The organism is Pseudomonas sp. P5_B3, assembly GCF_056400405.1.
In genome coordinates this window covers 38,204-59,861 of record NZ_JBFULI010000025.1, presented here as the reverse complement: position 1 = coordinate 59,861, position 21,658 = coordinate 38,204, and the positions used below count along the sequence as shown (strand labels likewise).

Here is a 21,658-nt window from a genome sequence, read left to right as displayed (position 1 = left end):
GGAATCTCACCATGTCAGACCAAGGGATTGTTGCGTCTCAAAATTGCATTTCGCTCGGCCATCGTCACGAAGAGCTGTCGACGTTGGGCTGGACGGTGCTGACTCCGGACGAATTTGCCGATGATGTCGTAGGCACCTTGCTGGAGTTCGGCCCGATCATTCCGCAGTTCAACGGCCAGATGGCCTTTGCCATTACCCGCAAGCCGGGTTACGAAGACTTGCCGTATTCCCAGAGCATGAACGGCATCGGCCCGCACACTGAAGCGCCGGTGTACGGACCGCCACCTCGCTACCTGGCGTTGCATTGCCATAAACAGGCTACGTGCGGTGGCGGGCACACCGGATTGGTGGACGGCTACGAATTTCTCAAGTCCCTCGAACACAGCGAACCGCAACTGCGTGAGTGGCTGAAGGACACGCCGGTAGAGTTTGTCGCCACCGCCAAACCGGGCGAACCGGAACAACGGCGGGTCAAGGAATACATCCTCACGCCTACAGAGGACGGGGATATTTTTCGCTTCAGCTACAACCAGTTTCACTACGGCGACGTGAATCCGTCCAAGCAAGCCTTGCAGCAGTCGCTGGTCACCAACAACACCTCTCCACTGGCCAGGTTTGCCGTGCTCGGCGAAGCGTACTTCGTCGAGCACAACGTTCCGGTGCTGATTCCCGACGGTTGCCTGCTGATTTGGGATAACTGGCGAATGATTCATGCGCGCAGTCGTTACACTGACCCGGCGCGCCACCTGACCCGCTATTGGCTGGCCTGATTTTTCCGTCGACCTTCAATTTTTTGGCGTACCCCTTGGCGGGTACGCGCCTTACAGGTATCGCGTCATGCAAACAGCAATCGAGATCGCCCAGGTCGATCATCAACTGATCGTGCGGCTCAACCAGGCCTGGACCAAGCGCGCCACAGTGTGTTCGCCGGACAGGGGCCAGGTCGAAGAAGTGTTCGACCCGGCGCGCCCGGATTACCCGGAGTGCATGGTGCCGTTTTTCCATCACCCGAAATTCCAGTCCCTGAGCGAAGAGCTCAAAAGCAGCGTGGTGACTTGGGGCTGGATCGGCTACAACCTGCGCACCGTCACTGCTGAAGAACATGTGGTCAACCCGGCACTCAGCGTCATCGCCGATCAGTACCTGGGCAAGGACGACTGGCATTTTCGCGAAGCCATGCAACAGACCCTGATCGACGAGCACTACCACACGCTGATGCACTTGCGGGCCATCGAGCGGACCAGGCTGGATCGGGCGCTGGATCAGGACCTGGACTTGCCACCCTCCGTCACTTACCTGCGCCTTAAAGCCCAGCGTGAAGCTCTGCCCGAGCAATGGCAGCAGGATCTGGCGGCGATCACCTTTGCGGTGGTGGCTGAGATCAGCGTCAACGCCTATCTGGATTTGCTGGCGGACGATCAGACCATCCAGCCGCAAAACCGCCGTGTGGCCGAACTGCACAATCGCGACGAATATGCGCACAGCAAGGTGCTGGCCGAAGTGGCGAAGGTCATGTACGCGAACATGCAGCCGGCCCAGCAGGAATTTTTCGCACGCAACCTGTCGGTGGCGCTGAGTGCTTTTATCGCTCAGGACTACTCCATGTGGGAGGCGATTCTGACGCAGCTTGGGGTCGAGGAGGCGGCGCTGATCATTGCCGACACCCGCGAGAGCAACAAGAACGCGACCATCATGCGTGACTACAGTGGCCTGCATAAGTTGGCTCAAGACCTGGGTATCAGCGAGCAGATCGATTTCGACTTCCGTCCGACCCTCAAAACTAGCGCAGCGGCCTGAATCCGGAGGTGTGTATGTCAGTTCCCGAGTACGAAGTGTTCGCTATCCGTGTCGGCGCCAATGCCCAGCGCACCGCCAGGGAGAATTTTCTTTACGACGCCTGCTGCGGTGATCCGAACGCGCCGATGCCACTGGATTACTACTTCTGGGTCATCCGCAACGCGCAGCAGGTGATCGTGGTCGACACCTGTTTTCAACCGGCCACGGCGCAGCGGCGCAATCGCCAGATGTATCGCCTGCCGGAAGAATCCCTGCGGCAACTGGACATCGATCCGGCGCAGGTCGAGCACCTGATCCTGACCCATTTGCACTGGGATCATGCCGGTAACCTCGGGCTGTTCCCGAAGGCGACCGTGCATCTGCAGGAAGCGGAATTGCGTTTCTGCACCGGGCCGAAAATGGTCCATCGCACGGTGAACAAAACCTACGAGGTCGAGGATGTGATGTCGGCGCTGCCGCCGTTGTTCGAAGGGCGGATGCGTTTGCACACAGGCGTTGTCGAGGTGCTTCCCGGCGTGACCCTGCACCCGGTGGGCGGACATACGCCGGGCAGTCAGGTGGTGCGGGTCAATACCGAGCGTGGCTGGATCGTGCTGGCCTCGGATGCTGCGCACCTGTGGGTCAACATTCGTGAGCGCAGCCCGTTTCCGATTCTCGATGACCTGGCGCAAACCCTCGAAGCCTTCACCGAGATCGACCGCCTGGCCGACGGCGTAGACCACGTCGTCCCCGGCCACGACCCGCTGATCGCCGAGCGGTTCCCGCACTGGAATGACGACCCGCATATCATTTGCCTGCACCAGAATCCGCTCTGAAGATCACCTCTAATCCTGTGGGAGCGAGCCTGCTCGCGATGACGACGGCACATTTAGCATTGATGTGCTTGATACACCGCTATCGCGAGCAAGCTCGCTCCCACAGTTGATTGCTGCTGCACAGAAATTTGTGCTCATCGAAAGTCCCCTGTGGGAGCGAGCTTGCTCGCGATGGGGGCAGCACATCCAGCATTGATGTGTCTGACAAACCGCCATCGCGAGCAAGCTCGCTCCCACAGGATCGCGTTCAACCCTGATGTAGCAAGCGCCCCAGGGTCTGCAGTGCCTCATCAATCCGCGGCGAATACGGCGCGCCACAGCCAATTCGCACAAAGTGATCGAAACGCCTGGCATTGGAAAAGATATCCCCAGGCGAAATCTGGATACCGACGTTCAACGCATCATGAAAAAGCGTGATGGACGAATGCCGGCGAGGCAGTTCAACCCATAACAACGTGCCGCCCTGGGGAGTGGTCACGTGGGTGCCGAGGGGGAAGTAGCGAGTAATCGCCTCACTCATCTGTTGACGTTGTTGGGTCAGGGTTTTTCTCAAACGCCGCAGGTAACGTTCGTAGGACGGTGTGCGCATGAATTCGCTGACCGCCAATTGCGATAACACCTCGCACCCCCGCGACTGCGCATGCTTGAGCATCTCCACGCGGTCATGCCATTTGCCGGCGCTGATCCAGCCCAGGCGCATGCCCGGTGCCAGGGTTTTGTTCAGCGAAGCGCAATAGATCACGTTGTCGGTGCGGTCCCAATGTTTGAGCGTGGACAGCGGCTGCTCGCTGTCCACCAGGTCGCCGTAGGTGTCGTCCTCGATCAGCACGGTGTTGTGCTCGGCACACAGTTTCACCAGCCGTGCCTTGTTGGCGTCGGGCATGATGCTGCCCAACGGGTTTTGCAGGTTGGGAATGACGATCAATGCCTTGATCCGCTCGGGGCCTTGCAGCAGCAATTGCAGGGCCGCCAGATTGAGCCCGGTGTGGGCCGAGGCCGGGACCTCCAGCACCCGCAGGTTCAGGCTTTCGAGAATTTGCAGCAGACCGTAGAACGTCGGCGACTCCACGGCCACGGTGTCGCCGGGGCGGGTGACCGCGCGTAAGGCCAGATTGATCGCTTCGGTGGCGCCGTTGGTGATCACGATCCGCTCGGGGTCCAGGTGGGTCCTGCTGGCAAGTGCCCGACGGGCCAGGATGTTGCGCAATGCGCTGTTGCCGCAGGCGCCGCCCGCGACGCCGAGCAGGCAGGGGTCCAAGCGCAGTGATCTGATCATGTTGTCTTGCAAGGTTTTCAGCGGATACAGCTCGGGCGCGCAATAGGCGCTGGCGAAATTGATCTTGATCGATGCGCGCTGACTGGCCTTGAGCACCGCTGAGACCTGTTCATGGATGCCGACATAGATGCTGGTATCCAGCGTTGGCGCCAGGGCAATCGGGGCGAGCCTGGGCACGGTGTCGGGCTGACGAATGTAGTTGCCGGAGCGCGGCCGGGCTTCCAGCACACCGTAGTCTTCCAGCTCGCGGCACACCTGCACGGCGGTCGACAGGCTGACGGCGTGTTTTTCCATCATCAACCGGATCGAGGGCAAGCGCTCGCCGGCTTTCAAGGTGCCGCTGCGGATAGCGTCCAGGTAGTGGTTGGCCAATTGGCGATACAAGGGGGGCGTGTTCATGATGACCTCAGCAGTTGCACCACCGAGGTCTGGGCTGGAAAGTGAGTTGACGCTCCCCGCTGGCGGACCCGTGGTGCTCATGGGTGAAGGGAAGTGTGGTTCTGGCGTCGATACTGGAAGAGTAATCGCGGTTTTGCCCGAATCACGGGCAATAAAAAGCCCCGCACTGATGGCGGGGCTCTTGAGTCAGTCGCTGAGGACCTTGTGGCGAGGGGCGCCTTACTGCGCGGCGATGCTATAGCCGTCGAACGCCGTTTGCTGTTGCAGGGCGGTGATGATGTTCTTGCGGTTGACGGCCTGCTCGGCGCCGCTGTTGTCCAGGAATGTCTCGCTTTCCAGCTCCGCTTCCTCGCCTTCGCCAACGAAGGTGAAACCGAGGAATTCCAGAGCTTCACGGTCGACGTTCAGGCGCGAGCGCGGGGTGCGCAACGGCAAGGTGACGCTGATGCCGTCCTTGCTGATGGTGAATACTTCGATTTCTTTCTTGGCCTTGGCGGCTTTGCTCTTGCCGCCGCTCGGGTTGCTGATGGCCTGGTGCGTCTGGTTCAGCACCTTCAGGGCCAGGCCGTAGACGATTTCCTGGAACGCCGGGTCGTCCTTGAAGCTGGACAGGATGCGGCTGATCGGGAATTTGCTGCTCAGGTCTTCGAGGGCGGCGATGTCGGCGGCCTCGGCGTCCTTGAGCTGCTTGAGTTCGCCCATCAGTTCGTAGGCTTTGTCATCGTCGAAGCTGTCGTGGGCCTGGCGGATCGCGGCGCGCAGTTCGCGGATCTGGTCGCTTTCGCGGGTGGACTGGAAAGCGTCCAGCACCATCTCGCTGATGGTCTTGGCCTGGGGCACGTGCTGTGAAAGATTGATGGAGTTTTCGTATTCCGCTTTGGACGACAGGGTGACTACGGATTCAGCGGTGTTGGAATCGGACATTGAAATTTCACTACTTCTTTGAACTTGAATAGGGGCGAGAAAGCCCGGGGGCTTTTTCGGGCCGACTAATCTATTGGACCGGGGCGGCGTTGTCACGACCCAACAGGCCAACGGGCGATTTCGCAGGAGTCGCGACTGATCGAAAAACTTTGTTGTATTGGCTGACGTCATCGCGAGCAAGCTCGCTCCCACAGGTTTTTTGGGTGTACAGGAGGTCTGCGAACAACCAAAAATACTGTGGGAGCGAGCTTGCTCGCGATGGGGCACTGAAAGACAGCACAGTCCGTCAGGCCTGCCGCGGTGTATTGAGGTTCATCGACCGCTCCGCCAACGCAGTCGCCGTCTCCTCATCGATCGGCAATGAAAAACGAAACGTCGCACCCCGCCCCGGCACATCGATCAGCTGAATCTCACGCCCATGCAGTTGCAGGATGCGATGCACGATCCGCAGCCCCAGCCCGCCATCACGCCGTGCGCCGCCGATATTGAACGGCCGCAGGAACAACCCTTCGCGCAGTTCCGGGGCGATGCCGGGGCCGGTATCGCTGACTGTGACTTCGATGTATGACCCTTGCGGGCGCAGGCCCAGTTCGACCTCGCCACCGGACGGGGTATGGCGCAGGGCATTGTCGAACAGGTTGGTCAGCACCCGCTCGATCAAGCCCAGATCCGCACAGGCCGCCGAGGCATTCGGCGCGAACGTGGCCTTGAGTTCGACTTTGCGCGCTTCGGCGGTGAGTTCGAATTTCTGGAAGATGTCCTGGGCCAGGTCGGTCAGGGAAAAACGTTCCAGCACTGGCTGCACGAAGCCGTGCTCCAGGCGCACCAGTTCCAGCAGTGACTGCGCCAGCCCACCGACCTTGCGGCTCTGATCCAGCGCGATGCCAAGATAGCGACGGCGGTCGGCGGGGGACAGGGTTGCGTCCTTGAGCGACAGGGTTTCCAGATAACCGTGCAACGAGGCCAGCGGCGTGCGCAAGTCGTGGGAGATGTTCGCCACCAGTTCGCGGCGCTCCTGATCCTGGCGGGTCAACGAGCGCCATTGTTCGCCCAGGCGTGCCTGCATCTGCCGGAACGCCGCATCGAGCACGGCGATTTCATCGTGGCTGGCGGCTTTTTCCACCGCGACGGGCAGGGCCGGTGTGACCGGCACGCCATCGATGTCGAACTGGCTGACGGTTTCGGTCAGGCGGCGCAACGGCCGGGTAATCAGGGCAAACGCGGTGAGACCGGCAATCAGGCACAACAGCGCCACCAGTCCGATGGACAACAGCGCTGTGTTGAGCGCCGCGCTGGTCGCACCGCGTTCGGCCAGGCGGTCGTGATCCTCACCGAGCAAAACCACGTAGAGATAACCGGCCGGCTTGCCATCAACCTTCAGCGGTGCAGCGCTGAACACCTTGCGTGCATCGACGCTGCGCGGGTCGTCGCCGAGGATGGGCAGAGCATCGCCCCGCAGCAGGCGCTGGATCGGCGCCAGGTCGACCCGTTCGCGACGGATCCGGCCTTCGGGCGCGGCGCTGCCGACAATCTTGCCTGCGGAGTCGAGCAGGTACACCTCGACGCTGGGGTTCACCTGCATCAGTTTGCTGAACAGATCGCGCACGGCATTGGGCATCAGGCCCTGGGTGTCCATCAGCACCGTGTCACTGGCGATGTGCTGCGCCAGGTCCCGGGACAAGCCTTGCACCACTTCCTGCTCGTGCATCTGGTTGGAGCGCACCTGCAGCCATGCCGAGGTGCCGCAGCACACCAGCAGCAGTACGGCGAACACCAGGGACAGGCGTTGCGTCAGGGTCAGCCTCATGGCTGCGGCTCCTCACCGGTGGCGAATTTGTAGCCACGGCCCCAGACCGTAAGGATGCGCACCGGTTGCGCGGGGTCGGCCTCGATCTTGGCGCGCAGGCGGTTGATGTGGGTGTTGACCGTGTGCTCGTAGCCTTCGTGGCTGTAGCCCCAAACGGCATTGAGCAGGTCCATGCGCGAAAACACCTTGCCGGGCTGGCGGGCGAAGAAGTACAGCAAGTCGAACTCCCGGGGTGTGAGGTCCAGGCGCCGTCCGTCGAGGGACACTTCGCGGGTGATCGGGTCGATGGCCAGGCCGTCGGTGAGCAGGCTGCCGGCATCCATCTTCAGGTTGCGCGCCATGGCATCGACCCGGCGCAGCAGCGCCTTGACCCGGGCCACCAGTTCGAGCATGGAAAAGGGCTTGGCCAGATAATCATCGGCACCCAGTTCCAGGCCGAGAATCCGGTGCACCTCGCTGGAGCGCGCGCTGGTGATGATGATCGGCGTGTAGCGCGCCATGGCGCGGGCGCGGCGGCAGATTTCCAGGCCGTCGACTCCAGGCAGCATCAGGTCGAGGACCAGTGCGTCCCAGTTGCCCTGTTGCAGCAGGCGCATGCCTTCATCGCCATCGGCGCTGTGCACAACCTCGAACTGCTCATCACGCAGGTGCAGGCAGATCAGGTCGGCGATATGCATATCGTCCTCGACCACCAGGACGCGTTTGGTCTGTTCCATCCAGCTCAATCCTTCGGTGCAATGGGCGCATTGTGCGAAATGCCACTGTAGGAGCGAGCCTGCTCGCGATAGCGGATCCACACCCAATATTCATGGAGGCTGACACACCGCCATCGCGAGCAGGCTCGCTCCTACATTTGCACAGGCATTGTGCGGTTTTTTTGGGGTCCGAGTTATCACGAATTGTTTAACTTCCCGTGAGGATTTGGCGATCACCCAAAGCCTAGGCTGTGTTCCATGAAACACCCCTGGATTTTTGGGAGACGAGCATGTTTTCACGACGGCAATTTCTTGTAGCGAGCGGCGGGCTGGGGATGACGGCCCTGGCGATCGGCCTGTTGCCGAAGTTTTCCACAGGCGCGGCTTTGATCAGTGAGGCCAGCGCCGCGGAGGCATTCGAAGTGACCCACAGTGACAAAGAATGGCACGCCATCCTCAGCGATGAGCAGTACGACATCCTGCGCGAAGAGGGCACCGAACGGGCCTACAGCAGCCCGCTGAACAACGAGCACCGCGACGGCACCTTCACCTGTGCCGGTTGCGACCTGCCGTTGTTTTCCTCGGCCACCAAGTTCGACAGCCGCACCGGTTGGCCGAGTTTCTGGGCGCCGCTGGACAAGGCCGTGGCGACCCGCCAGGACCGTGCGTTCGGCATGGTCCGCGAAGAGGTTCACTGCCGGCGCTGTGGCGGGCATCTGGGCCATGTCTTCGACGACGGCCCGAAACCCACCGGCCTGCGTTACTGCATGAACGGCCTGGCGATGAAGTTCGTGCCGAAGACGGTGTGATTCCATTCCACTCACTTTTTGCAGGTAATCGCCATGTGGCTGCTGGTCCTCGCTTATCTCGGTGGTGTGCTGACGATTGTCAGCCCGTGCATTCTGCCGGTGCTGCCGTTTGTCTTCGCCCGCACCGGGCAACCCTTCGTCAAAAGCGGATTGCCGCTGCTGGTGGGGATGGCGCTGACGTTCGCGCTGGTCGCCACGTTGGCGGCGGTGGGCGGTGGCTGGGTGGTGCAGCTCAACCAGTATGGGCGCTGGCTGGCGTTGGTTTTCGTGGCGTTGTTCGGTCTGACGTTGTTGCTGCCACAATTGGCTGAGCGCCTGACTCGACCATTGGTGGCGGCGGGCAGTCGTTTGTCGGAGGCGGCGGGCGCCGATGCGCGGCCACGTCCTGGCGCTTCGTTTCTGATCGGTGTTGCCACGGGCCTGTTATGGGCGCCGTGTGCCGGACCGATCCTGGGCCTGCTGCTGACCGGTGCGGCACTGCAAGGTGCGAGCATTCAAACCACCTTTTTGTTGTTGGCTTATGCAGCGGGTGCCGCGACTTCCCTCGCGTTGGCCTTGTTGCTGGGCGGCAGAGTCTTCACCGCGATGAAGCGCTCCATTGGCGCTGGCGAATGGCTGCGTCGCGGTCTGGGCGCTGCAATGCTGGCCGGTGTGGCGGCGATTGCCCTGGGCCTGGATACGGGGGTTCTGGCGCGGTTTTCCACGGCTTCGACCGGTGGTATCGAGCAAGCGTTGGTGGAGAAACTTTCCGGCAAGTTACCGCGTAACAGTGGGGCGATAATGGCGCAGAACACGACCTCCGGGGGCGCGGTGCAAGTGACCGAGAAATCCACGGGCACCTTGCCGGTCGAAGGCAATCTGCCGTCGCTGGAGGGTGCCGTGCAATGGCTCAACTCGCCACCCCTCGATGCCCAGGCATTGAAAGGCAAGGTCGTGCTGGTGGATTTCTGGACCTACTCCTGCATCAACTGCCTGCGTTCGCTACCCTATGTCAAAGCCTGGGCCGAAAAATATCGCGATCAGGGCCTGGTGGTGATCGGCGTGCATGCGCCGGAGTTTGCCTTCGAACGCGACGTCAGCAACGTCACCAAGGCTATGAAAGACCTGGGCATCACCTACCCGGTGGCCATCGATAACGAATTCAAGATCTGGCGCGCCTTCGACAACGAGTACTGGCCAGCGCATTACTTTGCCGACGCCCAGGGACGCATTCGTTATCACCACTTCGGCGAAGGCGCGTACGCCGAGTCGGAGCGAGTCATCCAGCAATTGCTGCGTGAGGCCGGTTCGACCAAGGTCGCCGACGGGCTGATCAACGCCAAGGCCGATGGCGTGCAAATGGCCCCGGACAACAACGAAGTGCAGTCGCCGGAAACCTATGTCGGCTATCAGCGTGCCGAGCACTTCGTGCCGGAAACCGCGCTGGTGCCGGACAAAGTGGCGGCCTACAACCCGCCGGCGCAACTGGCCCTCAACGACTGGAGCCTGGGTGGCCAATGGCATGTCGGCTCGGAACGGGCCACCGCCAGCGCACCGGCCAGCCGCATCGTCTATCGCTTCCACGCCCGTGATTTGCATTTGGTGCTCGGCCCTGGCGCCGATGGCAAACCGGTGCGCTTCAAGGTGCTGATCGACGGCAAGGCGCCGGGCGACGACCACGGCATGGACGTGGCCCCCGACGGCAGCGGCACCGTGATCGACCAGCGCTTGTATCAACTGGTGCGCCAGAGCGGCGGCGTGACCGACCGGACCTTCAGCATCGAGTTTCTTGATCCGGGCGCGTCGGCTTACGCCTTCACCTTCGGCTGATTACTTTCCAACGCTTCAGGAGTTCGCCCCATGAAAACCCTCTTTACCTGGCGCCGTACCCTGTTGGGGCTGGCAGCTGCCGGCATCATCAGCCAATGCTCGGCCTTCTCCTTCGGTGGTGCCGAAGAGGCGGTAATCATTCCACCGCCGGCCCTCGACGAAACCACCCAGGCCCGCAGCGAAACCGCGGTGTTTGCCGGCGGCTGCTTCTGGGGCGTCCAAGGGGTGTTCCAGCATGTCAAAGGCGTGAAGAACGCCGTCTCTGGCTACGCGGGCGGGGCGGCCAATACCGCGCAATATGAGCGCGTCAGCAACGGCAATACCGGCCATGCGGAATCGGTCGAAGTCACTTTCGATCCCGCTCAGGTCAGCTATGGCACCTTGCTGCAGATCTACTTTTCGGTGGCGCACAACCCGACCGAACTCAACCGCCAGGGGCCGGACAGCGGCACCCAGTATCGCTCGGCGATCTTTACCAAAAGTGCCGAGCAGCAACGGGTCGCACAGGCCTACATCACCCAGCTCGACGCCGCCCATGCCTTCAACAAGCCGATCGTCACCAAGCTTGAAACCTTCAACGGTTTCTACCCGGCGGAGGAGGAACATCAGGATTTCCTGACCGAGCATCCGACCTATCCGTACATCGTGATCAATGACTTACCGAAGGTCGCGCAGTTGAAGCAGCTGTACCCCAATCGTTATCAGGAACAACCGGTGCTGGTGAAGGCGGGGATGTAAATGGCGATCAGCGACTGCATGTTCTATTCGGCCGACGAGTGCTTGCCCCACCTCTGTACCGCGAATTCGACGAAACGCCGCAGTTTCGGCAAACGGTGGCGATCCTGGGCATAGACCAGGTGCATCGGCCGGCTGGGCGGGCAGTAGTCGGGCATCAAGGCCAATAGCTTTCCGTCCTTGAGGTCCTGCTCGACCAAGGCGTCGGGCATCATCACGATGCCCATGCCGGTTCGTGCTGCCTGATGCAGTCCGGCCGAACTGTTGATCAGCATCGGCCCGCTGACCCCCACGCTGACTTCGCCCTCGGGACCGGCCAGGCGCCATTCCTTTTGCACCGATTGCCAGTCATCCCCGGCCGGATAGGCAAAGGACAGGCAGTCATGGTGGCGCAGGTCTTCAGGTGTCTGCGGTGTGCCGCGCCGGGCGAGGTACTCCGGTGATGCGCACATGGTCAGCGTGTAGTCGATCAGCGGGCGGGCGATCAGGCTGGAGGGTTCCAGCGCGCCGAGGCGAAACGCTACGTCCAGACCGTTTTCCAACAGATCCGGGCGTCGGTTGGTCAGTACCACGTCGAGTTTCACCCGTGGGTTTTGCCGGCTGAACTCGCTCAGTGCCGGCGCCAGGCGCTCGGTACCGAAGGTCAAGGGCGCGGTGATGCGCAAGATGCCGCTCGGTTCGTCCAGCGCCTGCTCGGCCAGGCGCTCGGAATCGGCCACCAACCCCAACACATCCAGACAGCGCTGGTAATACGCGGCGCCGAACTCGGTCAGCCGCTGGCGTCGCGTCGTGCGGTTGAGCAGGCGTACACCCAGCCGTTGCTCCAGGGCCTTGAGGTGATTGCCGACCATGGTCGTGGACATTTCGCACTGCAAAGCGGCGGCGGTCATGCTGCCGGTCTCTACCACTTTGACGTAGACGGTCATTGCCTGGAACAAATCCATTATCAAGCTCTGCTTTTAAATGATTGAAGTTTTACGGTGTTTATCCAGCTCTGGTGGCTAACCATACTGCAAAAACACCGACCCTTGCTGGAGCTTGATGTCATGACCGCCGCCTGCCTGATGAGCACTTACCAACCCTTGGCCTTGAGTTTCAACAAGGGCCTGGGCACTCGCCTGTGGGATCAGGCCGGTCGCGAATACCTGGATGCGGTCGCCGGCGTGGCGGTGACCAACGTCGGCCACTCCCACCCGAAAATCGTCGCCGCCATTACTGAGCAGGCCGGGTTGCTGCTGCACACGTCGAACCTCTACAGCATCGACTGGCAACAACGGCTGGCGCAGAAACTGACGCGGCTGGCGGGCATGGACCGGGCGTTTTTCAACAATTCCGGTGCCGAAGCCAACGAAACCGCACTGAAAATCGCCCGGCTGCATGGCTGGCACAAGGGCGTCGAGCAGCCGCTGGTGGTGGTCATGGAGAACGCGTTCCATGGCCGCACCCTTGGCACCTTGTCGGCMAGCGACGGCCCGGCGGTGCGCTTGGGTTTCAACAAGCTGCCGGGGGATTTCGTCAAAGTGCCATTTGGCGACCTCGACGCGCTGGACAAGGTGCATCAGGCCCATGGTTCGCGGATCGTGGCGATCCTGATGGAGCCGATCCAGGGCGAAAGCGGCGTGCAACTGGCGCCACCGGGCTACCTCAAGGCGGTGCGCGAACTGTGCAACCGGCGCTCATGGCTGATGATGCTCGATGAAATCCAGACCGGCATCGGCCGCACCGGCCAGTGGTTCGCATTCCAGCACGAAGGCATCGTCCCGGACGTCATGACCCTGGCCAAAGGCCTGGGCAACGGCGTGCCCATCGGCGCATGCCTGGCCCGTGGCAAGGCGGCCGAACTCTTCACGCCGGGCAGCCACGGCAGCACCTTCGGCGGTAACCCGTTGGCCTGCCGGGTCGGTTGCACCGTGCTGGATATCGTTGAAGAACAAGGGCTGCTGGAAAACGCCCGGCTTCAGGGGGAACGTCTGCTCGAAAGATTGCGCACAGAATTGGCGGGCAACCCGAACGTCTCACAAATCCGCGGCCTGGGCCTGATGATCGGCATCGAACTCAAGCAACCGATCCGCGACCTGAGCCTGATCGCCGCCCGGGATCACGGCTTGCTGATCAACGTCACGCGGGGCAAAACCATTCGCCTGCTACCGCCGCTGACCATTGATGAGCGGGAGGTGGAGATGATTGTCAGAGGGGTGAGTCGGGTGGTGAAAGTGGGCTGAGGCTCTGCTCAATCTCAATAATGGTATCTGCACATCACGACGCGTATTTCGCCGTCTTCAACGGCGTAGACCAGACGATGCTCAGCCGTAATCCGGCGTGACCAGAATCCGCTCAAGTTATGCTTGAGCGGTTCGGGTTTTCCCAGGCCGTCGAAAGGCTCACGCTGAATAGCTTTGATCAACAGATTGATACGTTTGAGCCCTGCCTTATCGTTCTGCTGGAACCAGAGATAATCGTCCCAGGCTTCAGGGGTGAACTCGATATTCATTCTTCAATCAGTTGCCTGGTTTTGGTTTTGCCCGCTCGCAGGTTGGCGATGGACTTGATCAGGCGTTCGGCATTGGCGGGGGAGCGGAGCAGGTACGCCGTCTCTTCGAGAGCGTTGTATTCGGCCAATGACATCATCACCACCGGCTCGCCTTTCTGACGCGTTACCAGTAGCGGGGCGCGATCTTCATTCACCCGGTCCATGGTTTGCGCCAGGTGTGCCCGAGCGTTGGTGTAGTTGATGGTTTCCATGTGATTGTCCTCGCTTGATGCAGAGAACGTACAGAAATGAGTACATGTTGGCAAGGCGATACCTACGAGTGGTTGTTACGTGGAAAGTGCATCCACGCTTGTATCGAGTATCGCCGAATGTTCCTCAGGACGTTTCCGTGACTGATGTAATCCCATTCTGAGCTACACGCCATCCATCAGGATTGTCAGACCACAGCTGCGAAAATTTACGAGTGATGAACCAGCGCCGCGATCTCCTTCCGATCCCGCAGACGGATTTTCGCACCGCAAAACTCCTCGAACAGTCGTTGATGCGCCGCAAACCCACTTGACCCCTGCCGCTGGCGATAACTGCCCGCCCACTCCAGCAAGGCGATCAGCAACAGGTCCTGCTCATTGCGCCCGGCCTCGCGTTGTCGAATGTTGGCCACGCAATCCTCGTCCCCGACGCTCAGCCAGATCAGCGTAGTCACCTGTGGCAGGAGTTCGCAGGCGATCCAGCCATACACGCCTTCGATCACCCAGCGCTCTTGTTCGGCTGCGATCCGCGCCATGGTCAATGCTTCATTTCGGGGGCGGGCGATGCTGTGTTCGTCGGATAGCCAGTGGATCCTGTCAAGATCGGTCCAGGGCACACGCAGTTGCTCGGCCAGCCGCTGCGCCAGCCAGCTCTTGCCGGAACCGGAATTACCGATGATCAGAGTTCGGGTGAGGTCCATGAGAGACACCGATCAATTGTGGGTGTGAACCTGCTCGCGAAAGCGGTGCTTCAGTCAGCATTGATGCTGGATGTGCTGGTCTTATCGCAGACAAGCCTACAGGTACACCAGAATCCGCCGGCCTGTGCGCCTTGAGGTCCATCGGTAACTTGCCGTGCGTCACTGCTCATCATTACTGTAAGCCATTTTATAGTGTCAGTTTTTAGACATTGCCGTGATGTGGAAGGTTGAAGTGAGGGCGATCAGGTTGGCTCAGTTGTGAGTTGGGCTTACCTTTACTGCCGGGCTCAGGAAATCTATGTGATAGCCAGAGGAACCGTCCCTAATTGCGATATGAACGCCATTAATCCCTTCGTTTAATTGAGAGTTGATTTTGTAGTTAATGCTATTTGCGATTGTGTCGTTTACTCCAATAGCAAACTCAGTCAGCTTGAGGTCTCTAGGCCCTGCTGCAATTCAATAACCGTATTGCACTCAGCTCCTGCAACCGCAGTTGGTTTTAAGTTTCTTAGAATTAATTATGCTTGTTATGTGTCTTGTAAGAGGCCCTTGGTTATTTGTGTGAGCGGTGGCTGTAGTCCTCTTCTGAAAATTTAGTGTTTCACCGAATTTGGTTGTGATGGACGATCTGAAATCGTTAGCTTGGTCTATGGGGGGGCTTTTTACGGGGGACCTACATTCAATTATTAATAAGGGGTTGTGTAGTGCAGGAATCAAAGAAATATCTGACAGATACGTCCGTACACCAAGCCTTGTTACTGGCGGATCTAACAGAACCTTCTGAACCCGATCACGCCATTCGATTATTACTCAAGGAGGTCCTTCAAGGGTTAACGGATAAAGGCTGGCCACAAGCGCAAGTGCAGACGGGGCCGAGAATTGTCTCCGCTGAAGAAAACTACGGATTGCTTGGTTATGACCCATCTGAGATTACGCTTGGAAGTGCACACACACGATGGGTTGACGAGTGGTCTCTGTTACGGACGCAAACCACTAGCCAAATTCCGTCTGCGCTTCAGCGAGCGGCCAAGCTACGACAACCGGGGCAGTCAATATTATTGGCCGCGCCTGGTATCACTTTTCGTCGCGACAGCCGGGATCGTTGGCATTGTGCGCAACCGCATCAGATGGATATCTGGGTGCTCGGTGATCCTGATTTGTCGACGCATGAGCATTTGCTTTGCCTGGTCGGCGATATCCTCAAATCCGCCGTGCCTGATATGCCTTGGATCTACAGTGATAGTCCGCATCACTACACTGAGGGCGGGATTGAAGTAAATCTGTTGAATGACGGCGTCCCTGTAGAGGTTCTGGAGTGCGGTCGAATTGCCAAATCATTATTGGAGCGACTGAAGATCGATCCTTTGCGTCATGGAGGACTGGCGCTGGGAATGGGATTGGATCGCTTGACCATGCTGCGCAAAGGCATCCCGGATATTCGTTTGCTGCGTGATCAGAACGAACGAGTACAGGCACAGATGCATGATCTGAATCCGTGGCGCGCCGTCTCTCGGTTGCCTTCGATTACTCGTGATATTTCGTTAGCGGTAACGCCGGGGCTGAGCGAGGAAGTGTTGACTGAAAGGATGTTGCAGGCAGCTGGCGATTGTTCAGACTGGATCGAGGAAATGCAGATCAAAGGGCGCTGGGCGTTCACAGAACTGCCTCTGCAGGCCATCGAACGCCTCGGATTGCTGCCGGGGCAGGAGAATGTGCTACTACGTGTTGTACTGCGTGATTGTTCGCGATCAATCACCACTGCTGAGGCGAATGCCCTGTATTCGAACATTCAGGTGGCACTCCATGAAGGTGCGCCGGGGGCGGGTTACAGAATGGATTCCCCCAATATTTAACTGGCCACTTCGCGAGCAGGCCCACAGGATCTGGAAAAAGTACACGCCAGAAATCCAGTGTGTGCGAGCCTGCTCGCCGCACCGTCGCTCCCACAGTTTTTTGTGGTGTCTTCTTTACCTCAATCATTGTCTTCTGGCGCAATCATCCGGGTTTTCGGCGAGCCGTTCGAGTTGTGCTGATAGATGGTCTGCGGCTGCCCCAGGTCATTGAAATACACCTGCCCGATCCCCGCCGAGTTCCATAGCCGCTCACCGGCTTCGGCGTGTTCCGGGACATGCGGCACGATGCGCATGCGTCGTCGTTTGGTCAGCCAGTTCAACGGTGAGCGTGGTGAGTACAGCCAGCGGTTGAGGCGGTCGAACCACTCGAGCAGGGTGGCCGGGAATTCGTTCTTGATGCCGCTGCTGGTGATCTGCCAGATGCGCGGTCCGGCCTTGCGATGGCGGATCAGCACTTCGTAGACGAAGGAGTAGTGCACATCGCCCGACAGCACCACGTAGTTACCCGGTGTGCGCGAGTGCCGGAAAATATTCAGGATCACCTGTGCCGCACCGCGATGGGCCATCCAGTTTTCCGCGTCCACCAGCAGTGGATAACCGCACCAGCTGAATACTCGCTGCACGGTTTCAATCAGCTTGACGCCGAAGATCGGCGCTGGCGAAACGATGATCGCGCTTGGGTGGTCCAGCAATTCCTGCTGCAGTTCGCTCAGGGCTTCCCAGTCGAGCAAGCCGGAAGGCTGCTTGAGGTTCATCTCGCTACGCCAGCGCCGGGTGCGAGTGTCGATCACCACCACGGCCGGGGTGGTTGGCAGCACGTAGTGCCAGTGCTGAAACTTCAGCAGATCACCGATCAAATCATCTTGAACAGTGCTGTCGAGATGACGCTGGTGTGTGCTCGCGCTCAACCCACCAGCCTTTTTCAGCAGGGCACGGAACGCATCCGGATTGTTGCCCCAGCCCTGGCACAGCATGTACGCCAACAGCGCGTTGCCGATGATGCGCCGGGAGAACGGATGGCCGTAGGCCGTTTCCTCCCATTGCGCGCTAAGGTTCCAGTCATCGGTGATGTCGTGGTCGTCGAAAATCATCAGCGTCGGCAGATGCGCCAGTGCCCGGGCGACGTTGCCAAGACCTGCCTTGAAGGCATCGATGCGCGTCTGTTCGAGGGCGTAGCGTTTGAGCCTTTCCGGCGTCAGCGTCGGTGCCTGGGGTGCGATCAAGGTCCAGGGCGTTGGCGACCAGACCAGCAAATACATGGCCATGACTTCGGCGAAGGTCACCAGATGGTTGTCGGCGCTGCTGCTGGTAAAAATCGGCTTGCGCGCACCGCCGAAAAAACGCTCGCGCAGGGTTTCATTGCTTTGCAGTGCCGGCAGCAGATCGGCACGGTGGTAGTAACTGGCCGGATGCTCGTAGAGCCTGGCGCTGTCGCTGACCACGGCGCCTTCGAGCTGTTCCCCGAACAGGCCCAGACGCTCGATCAAGGCGTGAATCGCCMGCAACATCGGCCCCGCCACATCGTCGGCGTAGACCTGATCGCCCGTCATCATCAGCAGTGCCGGGCGATCCTTGGCGTTGTGCTTTTGCGCCAGCAACCGGTCGACGCAGAGCAAGCCGTCTGCCGCCGGGTGATGAGGCTTGCGGCAAGAACCGTGCAGCAACTGGTCGACCCGCGCGCGCAGGACGAAGTTCGGGCAATGGGCATCGCCATACAGCAGATGCGGCGCCCAGTCGGCAATGCCTTTTTCTGTGCCATCGATCAGCAGGTCATAGTCGATCGACTCGTCCCGGGGCAGGGCGCAATCGAGTTGCACATCGATCAAGTGCACATAGGCATGAGCCCCCACTGCAATCACCGTGCATTGCCCGGCATCCAGACGAATATCGCCGACGCCCTGCAAGCGCAAGGTCAGCGCCAGCGCCCGGGAACCCACCAGCCACAGCACCAGCCGCGTGGGCTCAAGACGCCGCAGCAGCGGGCCGGCCAGGACCGGGGGCAAGGCTTGGTGATCGTCGGGCAGTGGCAGGGTGTCAGACATCCAGGTTCAAGACTCTTGGGGTATCGAGGCGGGCGATGATAGCGCAGGTGGCGGCGGGGCCGGCCAGGGCGATCCTGTTTCTGCCTGTCACCAAATGAAAAGCCATTGTCGTCTGATGAGAAGCGTCCCGACAGGCCTCGTCCTACAGTCCAATCAACGCAATTCGATGCAACACGCCCATATTGCAGATTGGAGAATAAGAAAAATGGCAAAAGCCGTACGCTTCTACGAAACCGGTGGTCCCGAAGTCCTGCGTTATGAGGACGTCGAAGTCGGCGAACCCGGTCCCGGCCAGGTTCGGCTTCGTCATGTGGCAGTCGGCCTGAACTATGCCGACACCTATTTCCGTAACGGTACCTATGCGATCCCGCTGCCCAACGGCATGGGCGTCGAGGCCTCTGGGGTAGTCCAGGCCGTTGGTGAAGGAGTCACCAACGTCGAGGTCGGCGATCGCGTTACCTACACCGGTTTTCTCAACACCCTCGGCGCCTACAGCACCGAGCGCCTGATCCCGGCCGCGCCGTTGATCAAGCTGCCGGAAACCATCAGCTTCGAGACCGCCGCCGCGATGACCATGCGTGGCCTGACGTCTTCGTACCTGATGCGCCGCATCTACGACTTCAAACCGGGCGACAGCATCCTGTTGCATGCCGCCGCTGGCGGTGTCGGCCTGATCGTTTCGCAGTGGGCCAAGTTGCTGGGCCTGAACGTGATCGGCACGGTGTCGACCGAGCAAAAGGCGGAAATCGCCCGGGCTCACGGTTGCGACCATACGATCAATTACAGCCATGAAGACGTCGCCGCTCGCGTTCGCGAATTGACCGACGGTGTGGGTGTCAACGTGGTGTTCGACAGCGTTGGCAAGAACACCTTCATGGGTTCGCTGGATTCATTGAAACCCCGTGGCCTGATGGTCTGCGTGGGTACCGCGTCCGGCCCGATCCCGGCGTTCGACCCGGTGATGCTGGCGATGAAAGGCTCGCTGTTCCTGACCCGTCCGGCCCTGGCCAACTACATCAGCGACCCTGCGGAAAAAGCCGCCCTGGCCGGTGAGCTGTTCGACCACGTCGGCAGCGGTCGGATCAAGATCGAGATCAACCAGCACTACGCGTTGCAGGACGCCGTGCAGGCCCATCGCGACCTTGAATCGCGCAAGACTACCGGCTCATCGATTTTCGTCGTTTAAGGAGCGGCCAGCCATGAAAGTCGAACAATTGACCTGCTCCATCGGCGCCGAACTGATCGGCGTCAATCTCGCCGACGCAGTCCATGACGACGGCCTGTTTGCCGAGATCCGCGCCCAGTTGCTCAAGCACCGCGTGGTGTTCCTGCGCGATCAGGACATCACCCGCGCCGAGCATGTTGCCTTCGCCCGACGCTTCGGCGAGCTGGAGGATCATCCGGTGGCCGGCAGCGATCCGGATCATCCGGGGCTGGTGCAGATCTACAAGAGACCGGACCAGCCGGCAGACCGCTACGAAAACGCCTGGCACAGCGACGCCACCTGGCGTGAAGCACCGCCGATGGGTTGCGTGCTGCGTTGCGTGGAATGCCCGCCGGTGGGCGGTGACACCATGTGGGCCAACATGGTCCAGGCCTGTGCGAACTTGCCGGAAGACGTGAAGGTCAAGATCGCCGATCTGCGTGCCCGCCACAGCATCGAAGCGAGCTTCGGTGCCGCCATGCCGATTGAAAAACGCCTGGCGCTCAAAGCGATGTATCCGGACGCCGAACACCCGGTGGTGCGCACCCATCCGGAAACCGGCGAGAAGGTGCTGTTCGTCAACGCGTTCACCACCCACTTCAGCAACTACCACACCCCTGAGCGGGTGCGCTTCGGCCAGGACGCCAACCCCGGCGCCGGTGATTTGCTGCGCTACCTGATCAGCCAGGCGTACATCCCCGAGTATCAGGTGCGCTGGCGCTGGAAGCCCAACAGCATCGCCATCTGGGACAACCGCAGTACCCAGCACTACGCCGTCATGGATTACCCGCCGTGCCACCGCAAGATGGAACGCGCCGGGATCATCGGCGACAAGACGTTCTGATCGAACGCCACCGGCATCCGCACTCGCAGCATTCGCACTCGTAAACACGTCTACCCGGCACGACCCCGGGTGGACGGAACAATCATAAGAACTGGCATAAGAACTGGAGTAACCATGCAATTCTTCGACGATTCCCTGCACCCGGAAAACATGGAAAAGGTAGTCATTACCGTGGCCCCGTACGGCCCGGAGTGGATGCCCGAAGACTTCCCGGAAGACATCCCGTTGACCATGGATGAGCAAGTCCAGAAAGCGGTCGAATGCTACGAAGCCGGGGCCACCGTATTGCACCTGCATGTGCGCGAGCTGGACGGCAAGGGCTCCAAGCGCCTGTCGAAGTTCAACGAGCTGATCGCCGGTGTACGTGAAGCCGTGCCGGACATGATCATCCAGGTCGGCGGTTCGATTTCCTTCGCTCCGGAAAGCGATGGCGAAGCGGCCAAGTGGCTGTCCGACGACACCCGCCACATGCTGGCCGAGCTGACGCCGAAACCGGATCAGGTCACGGTCGCGATCAACACCACGCAAATGAACATCATGGAGCTGCTGTATCCGGAATACCTGGAAGGCACCTCCCTGGCCAACCCGATGATCCAGGCTGCCTACAGCGAGATGACCGTACCGGCTGGCCCGGCCTGGGTTGCCGAGCACCTCAAGCGTCTGATGGACAACGGCATCCAGCCGCACTTCCAGCTGACCGGCATGCATGCCTTGGAAACCCTTGAGCGTCTGGTGCGCAGGGGCGTCTACAAAGGTCCGTTGAACCTGACCTGGATCGGCATCGGCGGCGGTTTCGATGGTCCGAATCCGTTCAACTTCTTCAACTTCCTCCACCGCGCGCCGGACGGTTCTACTGTGACCTCCGAATCGCTGCTCAAGAACGTCATGCCGTTCAACACCATGTCGATGGCCATGGGCATGCACCCGCGCGTAGGCAATGAAGACACTATCATTGACCACAAGGGCGATCGTTTCGGCTCGGTTGCACAGATCCAGCAAACCGTGCGCATTGCCCATGAGCTGGGACGTGAAATCGCCACCGGCAAAGAAGCCCGCGAGATCTACCGCATCGGCGTGCAGTACGAAACCATCGAAGAAACCCTGTTGGCCAACGGCATGGCCCCCAACCGCAAGGCCGGGCAGAAAGGCGTGCCGCAACGCGGCTGACCGAGGGTCGGGACGAGAGGCCGTGACCTCTCGTCCGCCTGA

At 60.3% G+C, this 21,658-nt stretch carries 20 protein-coding genes and 1 pseudogene; 11 read left to right on the top strand and 10 right to left on the bottom strand.

Going from position 1 to position 21,658, the window contains the following annotated elements; all coding sequences use genetic code 11:
• The first annotated feature begins 11 nt into the window (after positions 1-11).
• The 3 genes from AC1DRN_RS16180 to AC1DRN_RS16170 all read left to right on the top strand — a co-directional run bounded on the left by AC1DRN_RS16180 (position 12) and on the right by AC1DRN_RS16170 (position 2,612).
• Positions 12-770, top strand: a complete 759-nt coding sequence (locus AC1DRN_RS16180; RefSeq protein ID WP_223460123.1) for a TauD/TfdA family dioxygenase — start codon at positions 12-14, stop codon at positions 768-770.
• Between the two features lie 67 nt (positions 771-837).
• The gene (locus AC1DRN_RS16175) at positions 838-1,797 is read left to right on the top strand and encodes a diiron oxygenase (RefSeq protein WP_223460125.1); all 960 of its coding nucleotides are present in this window, start codon (positions 838-840) and stop codon (positions 1,795-1,797) included.
• 14 nt (positions 1,798-1,811) lie between these two features.
• Complete coding sequence (locus tag AC1DRN_RS16170; RefSeq protein WP_223460127.1) at positions 1,812-2,612, top strand: N-acyl homoserine lactonase family protein; 801 nt, start codon at positions 1,812-1,814, stop codon at positions 2,610-2,612.
• Positions 2,613-2,859: 247 nt separating this feature from the next.
• Here the strand turns inward: AC1DRN_RS16170 and AC1DRN_RS16165 are convergent, their stop codons facing one another.
• The 4 genes from AC1DRN_RS16165 to AC1DRN_RS16150 form a co-directional block, all read right to left on the bottom strand.
• Positions 2,860-4,287, bottom strand: a complete 1,428-nt coding sequence (locus AC1DRN_RS16165; protein WP_457266254.1) for an aminotransferase-like domain-containing protein — start codon at positions 4,285-4,287, stop codon at positions 2,860-2,862.
• A gap of 219 nt (positions 4,288-4,506) precedes the next feature.
• Positions 4,507-5,211, bottom strand: a complete 705-nt coding sequence (locus tag AC1DRN_RS16160) for a hypothetical protein (protein ID WP_223460132.1) — start codon at positions 5,209-5,211, stop codon at positions 4,507-4,509.
• A gap of 286 nt (positions 5,212-5,497) precedes the next feature.
• A complete protein-coding gene (locus AC1DRN_RS16155) occupies positions 5,498-7,018 on the bottom strand; it encodes a sensor histidine kinase (RefSeq protein ID WP_223460134.1) in 1,521 nt (506 codons plus the stop codon).
• The gene (locus tag AC1DRN_RS16150) at positions 7,015-7,734 is read right to left on the bottom strand and encodes a response regulator transcription factor (protein WP_008000098.1); all 720 of its coding nucleotides are present in this window, start codon (positions 7,732-7,734) and stop codon (positions 7,015-7,017) included. Before AC1DRN_RS16150 ends, AC1DRN_RS16155 begins: the two co-directional genes overlap by 4 nt.
• A gap of 269 nt (positions 7,735-8,003) precedes the next feature.
• Between AC1DRN_RS16150 and msrB the strand changes: the two genes are divergently transcribed.
• From msrB to msrA, 3 genes are read left to right on the top strand one after another with little or no spacing between them, the layout of a single operon-like run.
• Complete coding sequence (gene msrB / locus AC1DRN_RS16145; RefSeq protein WP_223460136.1) at positions 8,004-8,522, top strand: peptide-methionine (R)-S-oxide reductase MsrB; 519 nt, start codon at positions 8,004-8,006, stop codon at positions 8,520-8,522.
• Between the two features lie 33 nt (positions 8,523-8,555).
• A complete protein-coding gene (locus tag AC1DRN_RS16140; protein ID WP_223460138.1) occupies positions 8,556-10,331 on the top strand; it encodes a cytochrome c biogenesis protein DipZ in 1,776 nt (591 codons plus the stop codon).
• 30 nt (positions 10,332-10,361) lie between these two features.
• Entirely contained in the window at positions 10,362-11,069 is a 708-nt protein-coding gene (gene msrA / locus AC1DRN_RS16135; RefSeq protein ID WP_223460140.1) for a peptide-methionine (S)-S-oxide reductase MsrA, read from the top strand.
• Between the two features lie 23 nt (positions 11,070-11,092).
• Here the strand turns inward: msrA and AC1DRN_RS16130 are convergent, their stop codons facing one another.
• The gene (locus AC1DRN_RS16130; RefSeq protein WP_223460142.1) at positions 11,093-12,010 is read right to left on the bottom strand and encodes a LysR family transcriptional regulator; all 918 of its coding nucleotides are present in this window, start codon (positions 12,008-12,010) and stop codon (positions 11,093-11,095) included.
• 102 nt (positions 12,011-12,112) lie between these two features.
• On the opposite strand from AC1DRN_RS16130, the gene AC1DRN_RS16125 reads away from it, so the two are divergent.
• Positions 12,113-13,288, top strand: coding sequence for an aspartate aminotransferase family protein (locus AC1DRN_RS16125; protein WP_223460145.1), 1,176 nt, complete (start codon positions 12,113-12,115; stop codon positions 13,286-13,288).
• 14 nt (positions 13,289-13,302) lie between these two features.
• On the opposite strand, the gene AC1DRN_RS16120 is transcribed toward AC1DRN_RS16125, so the two are convergent.
• From AC1DRN_RS16120 to AC1DRN_RS16105, 4 genes and pseudogenes are all read right to left on the bottom strand, one after another.
• Complete coding sequence (locus AC1DRN_RS16120; protein WP_015093589.1) at positions 13,303-13,557, bottom strand: Txe/YoeB family addiction module toxin; 255 nt, start codon at positions 13,555-13,557, stop codon at positions 13,303-13,305.
• Complete coding sequence (locus tag AC1DRN_RS16115) at positions 13,554-13,808, bottom strand: type II toxin-antitoxin system prevent-host-death family antitoxin (RefSeq protein WP_218429407.1); 255 nt, start codon at positions 13,806-13,808, stop codon at positions 13,554-13,556. The genes AC1DRN_RS16120 and AC1DRN_RS16115 overlap by 4 nt, the downstream gene beginning before the upstream one ends.
• 206 nt (positions 13,809-14,014) lie before the next feature.
• Complete coding sequence (locus AC1DRN_RS16110; protein ID WP_223460147.1) at positions 14,015-14,506, bottom strand: P-loop NTPase family protein; 492 nt, start codon at positions 14,504-14,506, stop codon at positions 14,015-14,017.
• Between the two features lie 252 nt (positions 14,507-14,758).
• Positions 14,759-14,962, bottom strand: a pseudogene (locus AC1DRN_RS16105) (CgnE/CgnB domain-containing protein); the annotation flags it as partial.
• A gap of 248 nt (positions 14,963-15,210) precedes the next feature.
• Between AC1DRN_RS16105 and srmL the strand changes: the two are divergent.
• On the top strand, positions 15,211-16,359 hold the full coding sequence (srmL, locus tag AC1DRN_RS16100; RefSeq protein ID WP_223460149.1) for a PheS-related mystery ligase SrmL: 1,149 nt from the start codon (positions 15,211-15,213) through the stop codon (positions 16,357-16,359).
• A 119-nt stretch (positions 16,360-16,478) separates the two neighbouring features.
• On the opposite strand, the gene AC1DRN_RS16095 is transcribed toward srmL, so the two are convergent.
• Positions 16,479-18,401 carry an alkaline phosphatase D family protein gene (locus tag AC1DRN_RS16095; RefSeq protein ID WP_477786748.1) on the bottom strand — a complete coding sequence of 641 codons (1,923 nt, stop codon included), beginning with the start codon at positions 18,399-18,401 and terminating at the stop codon, positions 16,479-16,481.
• Positions 18,402-18,606: 205 nt separating this feature from the next.
• Between AC1DRN_RS16095 and AC1DRN_RS16090 the strand changes: the two genes are divergently transcribed.
• From AC1DRN_RS16090 to AC1DRN_RS16080, 3 genes are all read left to right on the top strand, one after another.
• Positions 18,607-19,587, top strand: a complete 981-nt coding sequence (locus AC1DRN_RS16090) for a quinone oxidoreductase family protein (RefSeq protein ID WP_218429410.1) — start codon at positions 18,607-18,609, stop codon at positions 19,585-19,587.
• Positions 19,588-19,600: 13 nt separating this feature from the next.
• Positions 19,601-20,449: a TauD/TfdA dioxygenase family protein gene (locus AC1DRN_RS16085; RefSeq protein ID WP_223460153.1), complete on the top strand. Its 849-nt coding sequence runs from the start codon at positions 19,601-19,603 to the stop codon at positions 20,447-20,449.
• Between the two features lie 114 nt (positions 20,450-20,563).
• On the top strand, positions 20,564-21,616 hold the full coding sequence (locus AC1DRN_RS16080; RefSeq protein ID WP_223460156.1) for a beta-keto acid cleavage family enzyme: 1,053 nt from the start codon (positions 20,564-20,566) through the stop codon (positions 21,614-21,616).
• The last annotated feature ends 42 nt before the right edge of the window (positions 21,617-21,658 follow it).

Bases quoted from the DNA above. Each gene is read 5' to 3' on its own strand.
- AC1DRN_RS16130 (WP_223460142.1), bottom strand. From the start codon at position 12,010: ATGGATTTGTTCCAGGCAATGACCGTCTACGTCAAAGTGGTAGAGACC.
- AC1DRN_RS16080 (WP_223460156.1), top strand. From the start codon at position 20,564: ATGCAATTCTTCGACGATTCCCTGCACCCGGAAAACATGGAAAAGGTA.
- msrA (WP_223460140.1), top strand. From the start codon at position 10,362: ATGAAAACCCTCTTTACCTGGCGCCGTACCCTGTTGGGGCTGGCAGCT.
- AC1DRN_RS16170 (WP_223460127.1), top strand. From the start codon at position 1,812: ATGTCAGTTCCCGAGTACGAAGTGTTCGCTATCCGTGTCGGCGCCAAT.
- AC1DRN_RS16150 (WP_008000098.1), bottom strand. From the start codon at position 7,734: ATGGAACAGACCAAACGCGTCCTGGTGGTCGAGGACGATATGCATATC.
- AC1DRN_RS16160 (WP_223460132.1), bottom strand. From the start codon at position 5,211: ATGTCCGATTCCAACACCGCTGAATCCGTAGTCACCCTGTCGTCCAAA.
- AC1DRN_RS16110 (WP_223460147.1), bottom strand. From the start codon at position 14,506: ATGGACCTCACCCGAACTCTGATCATCGGTAATTCCGGTTCCGGCAAG.
- msrB (WP_223460136.1), top strand. From the start codon at position 8,004: ATGTTTTCACGACGGCAATTTCTTGTAGCGAGCGGCGGGCTGGGGATG.
- AC1DRN_RS16155 (WP_223460134.1), bottom strand. From the start codon at position 7,018: ATGAGGCTGACCCTGACGCAACGCCTGTCCCTGGTGTTCGCCGTACTG.
- AC1DRN_RS16175 (WP_223460125.1), top strand. From the start codon at position 838: ATGCAAACAGCAATCGAGATCGCCCAGGTCGATCATCAACTGATCGTG.
- AC1DRN_RS16085 (WP_223460153.1), top strand. From the start codon at position 19,601: ATGAAAGTCGAACAATTGACCTGCTCCATCGGCGCCGAACTGATCGGC.
- AC1DRN_RS16090 (WP_218429410.1), top strand. From the start codon at position 18,607: ATGGCAAAAGCCGTACGCTTCTACGAAACCGGTGGTCCCGAAGTCCTG.
- AC1DRN_RS16120 (WP_015093589.1), bottom strand. From the start codon at position 13,557: ATGAATATCGAGTTCACCCCTGAAGCCTGGGACGATTATCTCTGGTTC.
- AC1DRN_RS16140 (WP_223460138.1), top strand. From the start codon at position 8,556: ATGTGGCTGCTGGTCCTCGCTTATCTCGGTGGTGTGCTGACGATTGTC.
- AC1DRN_RS16165 (WP_457266254.1), bottom strand. From the start codon at position 4,287: ATGAACACGCCCCCCTTGTATCGCCAATTGGCCAACCACTACCTGGAC.
- AC1DRN_RS16115 (WP_218429407.1), bottom strand. From the start codon at position 13,808: ATGGAAACCATCAACTACACCAACGCTCGGGCACACCTGGCGCAAACC.
- AC1DRN_RS16180 (WP_223460123.1), top strand. From the start codon at position 12: ATGTCAGACCAAGGGATTGTTGCGTCTCAAAATTGCATTTCGCTCGGC.